The organism is Lentilactobacillus fungorum, from assembly GCF_016860605.1.
Classification (GTDB): Bacteria; Bacillota; Bacilli; order Lactobacillales; family Lactobacillaceae; genus Lentilactobacillus; species Lentilactobacillus fungorum.
This window is the reverse complement of sequence record NZ_BNJR01000017.1, coordinates 240,610-255,057: the sequence shown is the minus strand read 5'-3', so window position 1 is coordinate 255,057 and position 14,448 is coordinate 240,610. Positions and strand designations below refer to the sequence as shown.

Below are 14,448 nucleotides of genomic sequence, written 5' to 3'. Positions count from 1 at the left end.
CTAATCGTTCTGGTTTGCCAAGCTGGTGCATTGGAATTTCTTTTAAGCCGGCTTTGTCTGATTCACCTTTAGACCAACATTAACATGATGTAAACAAGTGAGGTAATTATTTGCTTGGGAGACTGCCTGATATCAAAAGCGGTCTTGGCACTTCCGCCTTTTGGCTCAATTACGATTATTGGTATCTCATCCCACCGTCCACAAGCAATGATTGGCCGGTGATATAAGCGGCGTGTTTCGAAACAAACCAGGAAACGACTTCGGCCACGTCTGCTGGGGTTGCTTCTCTACCCAAAGAAATTTCTGAAAGCGCGTCGGCTTGTTGTTCTTTGATCGATATCCCCTTAATTTCTGCCGTTCTTTGATCGATTCCGTCTCGCAAAGGCGTTCGAACAATCCCTGGATCATAAGCGTTGACCGTGATCTGGTATTTTGCCAGTTCCTTTGAAGCGGACTGGGTGAGGCCGCGAATGCCGAACTTAGAAGCAGAATAGGCACTTTGCAGCGCCGAAGCTTCTACGCCAGCTAGGGAAGCGGCGTTCACGATTCGGCCACCGTGACCTTGTTTAATAAATTGTTCGGCGGCCGCTTGGATGCCCCAGTAAGTCCCCTTTAAATTGACGTCCAATAAGCGCTCGACGTCATTTGGGTGGGAGTCGACAAATGGATCAATGAAAGCCACACCAGCATTATTGATGAAAGCGGCGAGTTCTCCTAAATCATTGACGGCGCTCTTGACCAAATCAAACACTTCTTCTCGATGAGCAACGTCAACGTAGTAAGCCTTGGCTTGATAACCGTTATCCTTTAAATCCTTGGCAACTTTCTTGGCAGTTCGTTGGTTAATGTCGGCCACTGCAATTGCATAGCCATCCTTTGCCAATCTGTGAGCAACTCCTTCGCCAATTCCTTGACCCGCACCCGTTACAATTGCTAATTTTGTCATTGAGATCTCTCCTTTAATTTAACTTTTTATATAAAAATAGCCCTTCCGTATATCATACAGAAGCGCTTCATCGCGATACCATCCTGAGTTCACTTAATTAGTTCCCTAAAAAGTCTCATTAACCATTCCTGATAAGAAATGGTGTGTCTGATAACGAGGACCATTCCGTCTGTCGCTTTTAACTTCTTAATCGCGACAGCCAATCATCGGTCATTTTCGCTTCCCACACAAAGGTTGGCTTCCATCAGCCGCCAACTCTCTGAACAATGGTGAGGACTACTTTCCGAATCAAGTTGTTTGATGAACAATATTAAAAATAAATGAGACAACACTGATAAAATAGCAGGGCTTAGCGGGTTTGTCAACTATCTTGAAACGATCCTGCCTTCACGGATGCGGCTAGCTTGTACTACAATATAACCATTAACGCAATTTTGAAAGGAGTACGGTCATGCCATATAGCTCACAGCCAACTCAGATTGAAGTCGTTGGCGGCAACGTAAACAATCTCAAGAACATATCAGTTAACGTCCCTTTACATCAATTCGTGGCAATCTCTGGACTGTCGGGATCCGGCAAATCATCACTTGCAATGGGCATTCTTTACTCAGAAGGTGCCAGACGCTATCTTGATTCTCTGGCAACCTACACCCGGCGGCGGATTAGCCAAGTGGGCCGGGCTGACGTTAAAGAAGTTCGGCATATCCCCTCGGCGCTTGCTTTGCGTCAGCGGCCGACCGTTCCTGGTGCCAGATCGACAGTAGGGACGATGACAGAGATCTTTAACGTATTGCGGCTTATTTATTCACGCTTGGGGTCACCTAAATGCCCCAACGGCCATCAGGTGCCGCCAACCATCAAGATTGCTGAAGCAATGGATAAGCAAGACGAGACGATGGGCGTGATCACTTGTCCAACTTGTGGCGTGAAATTTCATGCTTTTAGCGCTGAAGATTTTGCGTTTAATTCAGACGGGGCTTGTCAAAATTGTCAGGGGTTAGGCATTACCAAGCAAATTGACCCAGATACTCTAATTGGGGATGAAACCAAGACGATTCGAAATGGGGCGGTGGCGGCTTGGCGGACGCCGGGCCGTAATTTTATGCCAATTGTTGCCCAAGCAGCGGGGGTTCGCATCGACGTGCCTTATAATCAGTTAACTGATAAGGAACGTGAGATGGTTTTGCATGGCAAGCAGAAACATTTTGCGATTGACATTCCCAGTAAAAATGGACGGGTTTTCCATATGAACAATGCCCTGTACGAAAATGCCTATAACGCAATTGAAGACAGCATGCGAACGACCAAGAGCGAGATTGCGTTGAAACGCCTCAACCGATTTTATCGTTTCTTCACCTGCCCGGTATGCCACGGGACTCGGTTAAATCCAGACCGGTTGAATCAACTAGTGGCTGGCAAAAATATTGCTGAAGCCAGTCAAATGCCACTTAGCGATTTACCTGCTTTTGTGAACAAAATTAAGGCCTGGTTGCCTGACAATATGCAGGATTTGGCCCGTAACCTAACAAACGAATTATTGAACCAAGTGCAACCATTACTGGACTTGGGTCTCGATTATCTAACGATGGATCGAGCTGGTGCCAGCCTTTCAACGGGTGAACTCCAACGTATTCAGCTGGGTCGAACTTTGCGAACCCAGACTACCGGGGTGCTTTATGTCCTTGATGAACCGTCAGTCGGCTTGCACCCCGACAACGTTTCTGGCTTAATTAAGATTTTTCACCAGTTAATCGATCAGGGAAATTCGCTGGTCGTCGTGGACCATGAAACGGCAATCATTGACGCGGCCGATTGGATTATTGAAATTGGCCCGGGATCGGGTGTAAACGGGGGGACAATTATCGATCAAGGGACGCCCAAACAGATTTATCATAGTCGCCACTCACTAATTCGCCCCTTTTTAACTGGTGAAGGTGAGTTGATGACCCGCACCCCGGTCAAGGAGGATGGGTTTGCGAAAGGCAGCGTTAAATTGACGATTGCGCACAGGTTTAACCTGAATAATGTGGCTGTAGCCTTTCCAGTTAATCGATTGATTGCGGTGACCGGCTTTTCTGGCGCTGGCAAAACGACACTGGTGCTAGATGGATTATTGGCTGCGTTTAAAGCAAAGTTCCAGCACCGATCGCTGCCGAGCTACATTTCACAATTTGATCCAGCAAAATTAAAGCACGTGGTGAGTGTCGATGCTACCCCAGTTGGTAAAAACGCGCGCTCAACCGTAGCAACTTACACGAACATCATGGATCATTTGCGGAAATTGTATGCCGACTTGCCCCAAGCTAAGCAGGCGGGATATACTTCCAGCTATTTTTCGTACAATAATAAGCAGGGTGCTTGCCCAACTTGTGGCGGGACCGGGGAAATTTCGCTGGATATTCAATATTTGCCAGACATGGTTGAAACTTGCCCAACTTGTCATGGTCGACGATTTAATCAGAATATTTTAAAAGTAAAATGGCATGGAATGACGATTGCCGACGTTTTGGATAAGGATGTGGACCATGCAATTGAGCTATTTCCCGCTGATAGTTCAGTTGGCCAGACCTTGCAAGTATTAAAACAGATGGGCCTTGGTTATTTACACCTCGGTGAAGCAACCCCAAGTTTATCAGGGGGAGAAGCCCAACGATTAAAGCTGACATCGCATATGAAACGGCGGCAAACTGACACGTTATTTATCTTTGATGAGCCAACGGTGGGGCTACACCCGCTAGACGTACGAGTCCTCTTGAAAGTCTTTTCCCAATTGATTGATCAGGGAGCGACCGTGTTGATGATTACCCACGATCTTGATTTGATGGCGAATGCCGACTACATGATTGACATGGGTCCCCGTGGCGGTGAACAAGGTGGCCAAATTGTGGCAAAGGGCCGGCCAAAAGAGGTGGCAGAGCAATCACGGAGCTTGACGGCACGGTATTTGCGGGCGCATTTTGAGAGGTATGAAAAATAAAAGTATGATGGATAAAATCATAAAGTATGTATGAATGTCATGAGTGTCTAATATTTTTTAGAGTTGGGGGAACAGCGAAAGAGCGATGCCTGGACAATTATCTGGTTATCGCTCTTTCGTTATTTTATTGTCCTGAAAAATCTTTCGTAACATTATGCTTTGCACGTCAATCTGTTAGCCTAACGCTATGGAAGTAGAGATAAAACAACATGATCTTTGATAATCTTGAGAAATAACTAGTTCGAACATAGCCAACCTTCCCAAATAGCTCATGGATGCTCTTAGTGGTTGTGACTAATTTATTACAAGCATTTTTGGTTCTTGAACTTGTCATGTAGTCAATGATGATATGGAAATGAATTTTAAAAATTAAGTCTGTATATGATGAAAACAGTTTTACGTTGGTAACAGTGCCCTTTATCGATATAGGACGATTAATATTCGTGCGAATAAACTTAATTAACATGGGTATAACAATAGAGGTCATCCAAACAATGTCTATCTAGAATCAGTCTCAGCCAAGCCAATTAAGAGAATACAAAGTTGCTTATTCATTTGAAACCAGCATCGATTAATACTTCAATTTCAGAATAATGAATAGCATGCAGCTTACATCATGCAGCTTACATGATATAAATATTCCTTATATGACATATAATTATCCAGAAATGATATTTATACTTAATCGGACTCATGTTGATTCCGCCAATTTCTTGGAGATTGGTTTGTCCATCTTTTAAATTGACGACTAAAGTTAGCCAAATCAGTGTATCCCAGTGCTGTACTGATATCACTTATGGAATACTGAGGCTTAATTAATAATTTTTTTGATTCATTGACTTTCAACTTTGAGAGATACTCCCGTGGTGAGATGCCATAGGTCTGTTTAAAAACTCTAAAGCCATAGCCATCACTAATCCCAACCTGGTTGATTGCTTTTTCGACTAATCCATTTGTTTCATCAATTAAGTAGCCATTTTTTATATAACTGAGGATTTGATTGGTTAAGGCATTTTTCAAATAGTCAGCAATCATTCTTGAGTATTCTACTGAAGTTGATGAATTACGATTCCGGGATTTAACAGTGGCGTTGTAAAAGATTTGTAGGATCTTTGATAATTCAATTTGGATAACCATCTTTGTATTAAAATCGAAATTCCCAATACGAATTAAGTCATCTAAGCCTGTTAAATGTTTTTTGAGACTCTTGCAGAGGGGTGAACTAGATGGGTGATAGTAAGTCAGTCCCCTAATCAATTGAACCTTCAACTGCGGATCATCAATGTCAAAATGAAAACAAAAATATGTTAAATCTTTTCCCGCTGACATATTATGGACGAACTCTGGAGGAATTAAGAAAAAGTCGCCTGCATATAGTTGATAGTGATGATGCTGAATCTGGATGTTTTCGGTGCCGTGAATGACATAAACACATTCGAAAGCATAATGCTTTTCTGTCGGAACCGCCCAGTTATCGGGAACTCTTTGTTCATGGGCGCCAAAAAAGGTTAGGTTCCAGTCAATTACAGGTAAACGCTTTGCATTTTTCAAGAAGTCCATATTATCCTCCCAAACCAACTAATAGTGAATTTCATTATATGTCATATTTGAACAATTACAAGCTCGATTTGGCAATATTATTTATTGTTCAAATACTACATAATGATAGCTGTTTAGAAAGCGCTTTCCAAAAGGTGAAATTGGAGGTTTGAAATGTCATTTAAAAAAATACTTTATGGAGCGGCTTATTATTATGAATATCTTCCCTATGACCGTCTCGACAAAGACATCGAGATGATGCTTGAAGCAAATATCAATGTTGTTAGGATTGGCGAAAGTACTTGGAGTACTTATGAACCTGAAGATGGCGTATTTGATTTTTCAACCCTTGATAAAGTTTTAGATGCGATGAATCAAGCAGGTATTAGTGTGATTGTTGGAACCCCTACTTATGCAATCCCTAGTTGGTTATCTAAAAAGTATCCTGAAGTTATGGTTCAAGTTGACGGTCATAGAAAGCCGTATGGTGCTAGACAAATATTTGATATCTCTAGCCCTGCGTTTCTGAGATATGCTGAGCGAATTATTAGAAAGATGGTAAGCCACGTTGCTAGGCATCCTGCAGTCATTGGTTATCAAGTAGATAACGAGACCAAATACTATGGCACGTCAAGCAAAAACGTTCAGCAAGGTTTTGTTCAATTTATTAAAAAAGAGTTCAATAACGATTTAGATAAGTTTAATAAGGAATTCGGATTAGATTATTGGAGTAATCGAATTAACTCTTGGGAGGACTTCCCGTCGATGGATGGAACCATCAATGGAAGTTTGCAAGCAGAGTTTGATCGATATAGAAGAGAGTTGGTTAATCAATATCTGAAATGGCAGGTAGAGTTGGTGGCTGAATATCGTCTTTCTGATCAATTTATTACGCATAATTTTGATTTTGAATGGCGTGGTTATTCATTTGGAATTCAACCGGAAGTGGATCACTTTAAAGCGAGTGAATCCTTGGATTATGCCGGGGTGGATGTTTATCATCCATCACGAAAGCACTTAACGGGAGCTGAAATTTCATTCGCTGGTGATGAAATGCGATCATTGAAGCATGATAATTACTTGGTTCTTGAAACGCAAGCTCAAGCATTTAAGCAACAGGTACCATATCCTGGGCAATTACGACAGCTTGCTTTTAGCCACATCGCTTCCGGAGCTAATATGGTTGAATACTGGCATTGGCATTCGATTCATAATTCAGCTGAAACATTTTGGAAGGGAATATTGAGCCATGATTTTCAGCCAAACCCAGTGTATGACGAAGTTGTTGAAACAGGTAAACAGTTTAAACAGTTGTCGCAACACATTGTAAATCTAAAGGTAACAGCGGATGTTGCTTTTCTAGTTAGTAATCAAAGCCTTTCAGCGATTCAGAATTTCCCGTTTTCAGATAAGCGAAACTATAATGATGCTTTTCGCTTATTGTACGACGAGTTTTACAAGTTAAATGTTCGTACGGACATCGTTGATGAACATCATATTCAGCTTGACAATTATCGGTTAATTGTTGTGCCAGCATTATACAGCGTTAGTGATATTTTCTTATCTCAATTAAATGATTATGTTGAAGCCGGTGGTCACGTCATTTACACATTTAAATCTGGATTTACAGATGAACATGTAAAGGTACGCACAGACGTACAGCCAGGGATAATTAGTAAGTCAATTGGTGCCCATTATGAATTGTTTGTTGACCCAGATGGTTGTCGGCTTGTTCCTGAAAGTCAGGTCATTAATCCCACGAGTGACCTTCTTTTGAAAGACTGGATGGAATTGTTGATCCCGGATACGGCAGAAGTAATTGCCAGTTATGATGATCCTAATTGGCAAGGCTACGCGGCAATTACTAAGAATACCTTCGGCAAGGGAGCCACAATTTACATTGGTTGCTTACCTTCCAAAGAAGTTATTCATCAGATCATTCAAGCGTTCGTTGAAGAAGTTGGCATTCGAAGAACTTCTGAAGACTTTCCAATCATTGTAAAACAGGCAATAAATGAATTTGGAAAGCAAATCACCTTTTATTTTAACTATTCAGGAGTAGTGCAAACCACTCATAATTCTGTAACCGGGAATGAATTAATTAGGGGTAGCAAGGTTTCTGGACCGTTGTCATTAGAGCCTTGGGGAGTAGCAATTATAGAGACATAAGGAAATGCTTGGATTGCAATATCGGGTCGTTTAGCGTTGCTTGGATCAGAGGATTGAACGTAAGCTAAGAATTTGAGTATGCAGTGTACAAGGAGGAAATAGATAATTAATGATGACCAACAATATAAGTGAAATAGTTAATCAATTAACTTTAAAGGAAAAGGCCGGACTAGTGAGTGGCAAACTGTACTGGTTTACTGAAGCCATTAAACGACTTGGTATTAGTCAAGTTATGATGACAGACGGCCCGTCAGGTTTACGGAAACAAGCTGATAGTTCTGACGCATTAGGATTGAACAACAGTGTGGAGGCAATTAGCTTTCCCACTGCAGCGCTAACTGCCAGTTCATTTGATCGGAGATTGTTAAGTAATCTTGGCAAGCATTTAGGAATTGCAGCTAAAGCAAATGATGTGGGTGTTGTATTGGGACCAGGTGTCAATATTAAGCGCAGTCCACTGGCGGGCAGAAATTTTGAATATTTTTCTGAAGATCCTTTAGTTGCTGGAGAATTGGGTACAGCATACGTTAAAGGCGTTCAATCACAAGGAATAGGTGTAAGTGTTAAGCACTTTGCGGCTAACAACCGGGAGAATCAACGTTTTACGGTTTCGTCAGAAATTGATGAACGCACTTTGCGAGAAATTTATCTTGCAGCTTTTGAACGGATTGTTAAGAAGGCATCCCCAGCAACTTTGATGTGTTCATATAATGCCATAAATGGCACCTTGAATTCTCAAAACAAGCGTCTACTAACTGATATATTGCGAAATGAGTGGGGATTTGATGGCTTAGTAATGTCTGATTGGGGTGCAGTTGCAGATCATGTTGCCGCTTTAAAAGCTGGTTTAGACTTGGAAATGCCAGGAAAGGGTCAAGAATCAATTGATGAAATTGTTGAGGCAGTCCAAAATGGCCGGTTATCTGAGTCAGAATTAAACATTACATGCCGACGGATCTTATCTCTAGTTAATCGATATTCTGAACTTAATGATGATGGGAAAATTAGTTATCAAAAGAGTGAACAGCATCATTTTGCTCGTGAAGCGGCAGAAGAAAGTATGGTACTTTTGAAAAACCAAGATGATATTTTGCCGTTGAGTTCTCAGGAAAAGCTGGCAATAATCGGGGAATTAGCTGTGAAACCACGTTATCAAGGAGGTGGAAGTTCTCATGTGAATGCGTTTCAAATTACCACGCCTTGGGAGATTGGAAAGAAGCTTTATCCTGAAGCTAGCTATGCTCAAGGATATTCCTTAGATAATAGTGAGTTTAGCGATAAATTAATTGATCAGGCAGTAGAAGCCGCAAAAGCAGCGAATAAAGTCATCATATTTGCTGGTGTACCAGAATCAGCTGAGTCTGAAGGCTTTGATAAGACAACAATTGAATTACCAGCCGCTCAAAATAAGCTAATTAGGGCGATAACTCAAATAAATTCAAATGTCGTTGTTGTTTTGCAAAATGGGTCAGCAGTTACCACGCCATGGATTTCACAGGTCAGAGCAGTATTAGAAACTTATTTAGCGGGCGAAGCAGTTGGTGAGGCAACTTGGGATGTTTTAACTGGAGAGGTAAATCCGAGTGGAAAACTAGCAGAAACTTTTCCAATGAGGATTCAAGATACACCGACTTATGGGACGTTCAATGCAAATCTACTATACGAAAATTACCGAGAAGGTATCTATGTAGGCTATCGTTATTATGATTTCAAAGAAATACCTGTTCAGTTTCCATTTGGATTCGGATTAAGTTATACAACCTTTAGCTATCAAAATTTGAAGGTGGAACAGTTACCCAATCAAAGAGTCGCAATTAGTCTTGATGTTAGAAATACTGGCAAACGAGTTGGTAAAGAGATTGTTCAGTTATACGTTGCCAATCATGCTAGTCAGATTGAAAAGCCTGCAAAAGAATTACGTGAATTTGCAAAGATTCAGTTAGCACCTGGGGAATCTAAGCGGATTAGGATGACACTTTCTAGACGTGATTTTAGTTGGTATAACGAACAAACGCATGCTTGGCAAATGGACAATGGTGTATACGAAGTTTTGATTGGGAAATCATCACAAAACATTGAACTTAGCCAGTTATTGACACTTCAGTGGAATAAGTTGGTTAAGGAAAAAATTAGTGGCAATACGTATTTTTCAGATATTATCAAACGGCAAGATTTAACTAGTTCGCTAAAAGAATCCGGTTTAGACAAATTAATCAACAGTTTAGAAAATTCAAACAGTAATGCGCAGTTGTTAGAAAATATACCACTTCGTTCGGCGGTGATGCTTGGCGCGACTACTGCGCAAGTTAATAAATTCATTAGAATGGCTAATAATTAACAAACTACTGAGAGCTCCTTTTTTAACATCTGTGAACTAATAAGGATAGCATTTGCATTTAATAAAAATGAAAGCGTAATCAATGGCCATTTGTAACTTCTAATCTTTAAATAAAAGGAAGAAATCGATATGGAAAAACAAATTAACCGGCCAGTAGAACCAATTATCAATAAAGTAGAAGATAAAATGAGCAAGAGAAATAAAATTCGATTTTCACTGAGCTTCTTTATTTTTGCCTTATTATGGATGGGTGGATTGGGGATTGTTTCCTCAGTTCTATTACCTCAACATTTAAAAGATCTTGTAGGTTCCAACGCTTCAACTGCAATTTTTGGCGTCTTGAATGCAGTTACCGCAGTGGCATCCCTGTTATCTAATCTTATATTTGGAAATCTTTCAGATCGAACCCGGTCTCGTTTGGGACGGCGAACCCCATGGGTCATTAGTGGTGGGGTTGTAGGAGGATTATCATTATTTCTTATTGGGCTTTTGAGTAATCCCTGGCTTATTGGAATTATGTACTGTATCAGTATGGTGGGATTGAATATGATGATTGCACCAGTAATTGCGACGCTTTCTGATCGAGTTCCCGACGATATGCGTGCAACAATGTCCGCTTTTATGTCTGCTGGTACTACAGTAGGAACCTCATTGGGAACTTTGATTGGTGCAAGGTTTATCACGCTCCAGTTGCCTGGATTTGTGATTGCAGGAATTTTAATGGGAATTGCTGGTATATGTACAGTAATTGTATGGCCGTCCGAAAAATCAGCTAAAGATATGCCAGCGGTTAAAGGCGGATTTAGTGAACTGATAGCCTCGTTCAGGCCACCGGTAAAGGGTGCAAGAGATTTTTGGTTAGCCTTTGTTGGACGAACGTTATTGATTTTTAGTTACTACATGATTTTAAATTATCAATTATACATTTTGGAAAGTTTTATTGGACAAAGTAAGACTGGGGCAGCTGCTACTATTTCCGTGATGTCAGTAATAACAATGGCTGTTGGACTTGTTGGATCGATTGCATCAGGGGCTATCTCTGATTTTATTGGTCGTCGAAAATTGCCAGTTATTGTTGCCTCTATATTGCTTGTGGTTGGTTACTTGTTACCATGGATTTTGAAATCTCCTGCTTCAATGATGATGTTTGCTGGCTTTGCCGGTTTAGGGTATGCGGTGTATGGAGCTGTTGACCAGGCTCTAAATGTTGATGTATTACCTTCAAAGGAAGAGGCTGGAAAAGATCTTGGAATTTTAAATATTGCGACAACTTTAGGTCAGATGGCTGGTCCAATTGTTACAAGTGCCTTAGTGGTTGCAGGCGGCTACAATTTGGTTTTTCCAACCGCAATCGCATTTGCGCTGATTGCATGCATTTTTATTCAGATGATTCGTTCAACCAAATAATTGATGTTCTACTAATCAAGTTGCATTGGTTTAATCAGATTTGTTCAGATGATAATAAAACAGGAGGATGCTGATACTATGACAGAATGGATTGAAAGCACACCGGATGCTTATTTGACAACTAAAGAACCAGAAGCCTTTATAGCTGTTTCATCAAGTGATTTACAATTGACTGGTAAAGAATTACAGGAATTACGGGGGTTTGGAGGCTGTTTTAATGAATTGGGTTATCTACCTCTTAATACGCTCGATAAGAATAAACAACAAGAGATTTATCATGACCTTTTTTCACCAGATGAATTAAACTTTCGTTTCAACCGAACGCCGATTGCTGCAAATGATTTTGCGGAATCTTGGTATAGTTATGATGAAAATGACGGGGATTACGATCTCAAATCATTTTCGATTGATCATGATAAAAAGACGCTAATCCCTTATATTCAGAATGCCAAGAAATATCAGCCAGACTTCGAATTATTTGCAAGTCCATGGTCACCGCCTACTTGGATGAAGTTTCCCAAAGCTTATAATTTCGGAAAAATTGTAATGACATCAAAAAATCTTCAATCATATGCTAATTATTTTGTGAAGTATATTCAAGCTTATGCCGAACAAGGAATTCATATTCAAAGAGTTTGTCCGCAAAATGAAGTTTTTGCTGATCAAAAATTTCCTTCCTGTGTTTGGAGTAGCGATGACCTTCGGGTGTTCATTCGTGACTATTTAGGCCCAACTTTTGAAAAAGCAGGATTAGATACGGAGATTTTTCTTGGGACATTAAATGGCCCAGAAGACATGTCATTTACTTCAACTGGTGTAAAATTAGATAATTATAACAGATACCTTGATAACATTTTGTTTGATGATGAGGCGCGCAAATATATTAAAGGCGTTGGCTATCAATGGGCAGGACAACACGCGATCGAACGGACGCATGCTTCGTGGCCAGAAATTGAATTGATCCAAACGGAATCAGAATGTGGATTTGGTGAAAATAGCTGGGATTACGCTGAATATGTGTTCCATTTGGTAAATCATTACTTTACTGCTGGTGCAACCGCATATACTTACTGGAATATCATTTTGGGTGACTCTGTTAGCACTTGGGGGTGGCATCAAAATTCAATGTTTTCGATTGATTCTAAGACTCATGAAGTTACGCGTAACCCAGAGTACTATGTGATGAGACATTATGCGCATTATATTCAGCCTGGAGCAAAAGTTCTTGGAACGACAGGGCATTTTCATTCAATGGGAATGGCATTTCGTAATCCGGATGGTTCAATTGTACTTGTTGTTCAAAATGCATTGAAACGTGCGTTGCCATTCACGTTTGCGGACCCCCAACAACCAAGCAAGGGAGTAAAGGCCACATTAGCACCTAACTCTTTTAATACGTTTGTGATTGATTGATGGTATTTGTAGCAAATAATTTGATTGCAGGTTTTAATTAGCTTTTCAGAGGATTCATTCGAGAATTAACCGCTGTGGGAATTGTAGTTAGTGAAGCAAAACGATGAATAGTTTCTTAAGACCTACTGGCCATATAACATTTGTGTCGTAGTTTTTCTGATGACTTAGTTTATGACAATAATATAATAAGTTATGTTTATTCTTACACAAAAAAGCTGAGAATCACGTTTTTATACGATTCTCAGCTTTTGCTTTCAGATCTTTTATTTAATTAGTATGCGTAGCTGCTTCCTCCGCATCCGATTTAGCCATTCGCATTCGCAAAGTTTCTTCGATATCTTCGAGTGAACGGTTCCTAGTTTCGAAGACTTTCTTTTGAACGAACCAGATTGAAGCGAAGCAGAGAACAGCGTAGCCGATGAATAGGCTACCAGTGCCAAAGAAGTCAAGCAATGGTGGGAACGTTAAAGAGACAATCATGTTGGCACTCCAGTTGATAACGCTTGAAAAAGAGTTGCCCAATCCACGAATGTTCAATGGGAACACTTCGCCAATCATGACCCACATAACTGGACCCCAAGTTGCCGAGAAGAAGGCGATGTAGATCGTTAAAGCGATAACGCAAATAACGCCCGCAGTTAAGCTTTGGCCGGAGAATTTCATGGCAAAACTCATGACTAATAGCGAAATTCCCATTCCAAGGGCACCAATGTTGAGCATTTTCCGCCGGTCAATCTTGTCCATGATGGCAACGGCGACGGCTGTTACAATCACGTTAAAAATACCGATTCCGATGTGGGCAATTAATGCGGCCGAAACGCCAAAACCCACGTCGGTAAAAATGGTTGGGGCGTAGTAAAGCACCGTATTACAACCCATCACTTGCTGGAAAATTGCTAGACCAACACCAATAATCAGTGACGGTCGAACCAATTTGCCAAATAATTCTTTCCAGCCACCGCTCTTAATGGCAGCTTGTTCTTTAATGTCTGCCAGTTCTTTGTCAACGACGGCTGTATTCTTTTTGTTCATGATGGTTAAGATTTGCCGAGCTTCTTCTGGTTTGTTTTCCTTAACCAAGAATCGAGGGCTTTCTGGCAAGACTAATGCGCCGAAGAAGAGTAAAGCGGCGGGGATGGCTGCAAAGCCTAACATCCAACGCCAGCCGGTGTAAAAACCAGATAAACCGTAGTTGGTGACGTAGGCTAAGAAAATTCCGGTCATGACCATCAATTGGAAGAGACTTGACATCGAACCTCGTTTATCAGCCGGTGATAATTCCGCCAAATAAGTTGGAATCAAAGCGGAAGCGGCACCAACAGCCATTCCTAAAATGATTCGTGATAGGATTAATGTCCAAAATTCTGGTGAGAAGGCAGAGCCAATTGCCCCAACAAAAAAGATAATAGCAGATAACAAAACAAGTTTTCGACGACCAAAGCGATCAGACATTGGACCAATTACAGCGGCACCAAGGATGGCTCCAAGTAAAACGGCACTCACAACCCAACCCTGCTGCCAAGAATCTAAGTGAAGCTGTTTTTCAATAAATAAAATGGCGCCGGAGATAACGCCAGTATCGTAGCCGAAGAGTAGTCCGCCCAAAGCGCCAAAGAAGTAGACAAATGCTGATGAGACTTTATGAATCTTAACTTGTGG

At 41.0% G+C, this 14,448-nt stretch carries 8 protein-coding genes; 5 read left to right on the top strand and 3 right to left on the bottom strand.

Translation table 11 applies throughout. From position 1 onward, the window contains the following. Nucleotides 1-175: 175 nt before the first annotated feature. Nucleotides 176-946 carry an acetoin reductase gene (locus tag YK48G_RS11755; RefSeq protein WP_203630900.1) on the bottom strand — a complete coding sequence of 257 codons (771 nt, stop codon included), beginning with the start codon at nt 944-946 and terminating at the stop codon, nt 176-178. Between the two features lie 451 nt (nt 947-1,397). On the opposite strand from YK48G_RS11755, the gene YK48G_RS11750 reads away from it, so the two are divergent. Next, nucleotides 1,398-3,923, top strand: a complete 2,526-nt coding sequence (locus YK48G_RS11750) for an excinuclease ABC subunit UvrA (RefSeq protein WP_203630899.1) — start codon at nt 1,398-1,400, stop codon at nt 3,921-3,923. 681 nt (nt 3,924-4,604) lie between these two features. Here the strand turns inward: YK48G_RS11750 and YK48G_RS11745 are convergent. Further along, a complete protein-coding gene (locus YK48G_RS11745; protein WP_203630898.1) occupies nt 4,605-5,483 on the bottom strand; it encodes an AraC family transcriptional regulator in 879 nt (292 codons plus the stop codon). Nucleotides 5,484-5,636: 153 nt separating this feature from the next. Here YK48G_RS11745 and YK48G_RS11740 point away from each other — a divergent pair, with 153 nt between their 5' ends. From YK48G_RS11740 to YK48G_RS11725, 4 genes are all read left to right on the top strand, one after another. After that, nucleotides 5,637-7,631, top strand: coding sequence for a beta-galactosidase (locus YK48G_RS11740; protein WP_203630897.1), 1,995 nt, complete (start codon nt 5,637-5,639; stop codon nt 7,629-7,631). A 109-nt stretch (nt 7,632-7,740) separates the two neighbouring features. Further along, the gene (locus tag YK48G_RS11735) at nt 7,741-9,969 is read left to right on the top strand and encodes a glycoside hydrolase family 3 C-terminal domain-containing protein (RefSeq protein ID WP_232365369.1); all 2,229 of its coding nucleotides are present in this window, start codon (nt 7,741-7,743) and stop codon (nt 9,967-9,969) included. 186 nt (nt 9,970-10,155) lie between these two features. Continuing rightward, nucleotides 10,156-11,376, top strand: coding sequence for an MFS transporter (locus YK48G_RS11730; protein ID WP_373300223.1), 1,221 nt, complete (start codon nt 10,156-10,158; stop codon nt 11,374-11,376). A gap of 78 nt (nt 11,377-11,454) precedes the next feature. Continuing rightward, the gene (locus tag YK48G_RS11725; RefSeq protein WP_203630940.1) at nt 11,455-12,789 is read left to right on the top strand and encodes a glycoside hydrolase family 30 protein; all 1,335 of its coding nucleotides are present in this window, start codon (nt 11,455-11,457) and stop codon (nt 12,787-12,789) included. Nucleotides 12,790-13,056: 267 nt separating this feature from the next. On the opposite strand, the gene YK48G_RS11720 is transcribed toward YK48G_RS11725, so the two are convergent. Then, nucleotides 13,057-14,436, bottom strand: coding sequence for a sugar porter family MFS transporter (locus YK48G_RS11720; protein ID WP_203630939.1), 1,380 nt, complete (start codon nt 14,434-14,436; stop codon nt 13,057-13,059). Between the last annotated feature and the right edge of the window lie 12 nt (nt 14,437-14,448).

Bases quoted from the DNA above. Each gene is read 5' to 3' on its own strand.
- YK48G_RS11755 (WP_203630900.1), bottom strand. From the start codon at position 946: ATGACAAAATTAGCAATTGTAACGGGTGCGGGTCAAGGAATTGGCGAA.
- YK48G_RS11750 (WP_203630899.1), top strand. From the start codon at position 1,398: ATGCCATATAGCTCACAGCCAACTCAGATTGAAGTCGTTGGCGGCAAC.
- YK48G_RS11745 (WP_203630898.1), bottom strand. From the start codon at position 5,483: ATGGACTTCTTGAAAAATGCAAAGCGTTTACCTGTAATTGACTGGAAC.
- YK48G_RS11740 (WP_203630897.1), top strand. From the start codon at position 5,637: ATGTCATTTAAAAAAATACTTTATGGAGCGGCTTATTATTATGAATAT.
- YK48G_RS11735 (WP_232365369.1), top strand. From the start codon at position 7,741: ATGATGACCAACAATATAAGTGAAATAGTTAATCAATTAACTTTAAAG.
- YK48G_RS11730 (WP_373300223.1), top strand. From the start codon at position 10,156: ATGAGCAAGAGAAATAAAATTCGATTTTCACTGAGCTTCTTTATTTTT.
- YK48G_RS11725 (WP_203630940.1), top strand. From the start codon at position 11,455: ATGACAGAATGGATTGAAAGCACACCGGATGCTTATTTGACAACTAAA.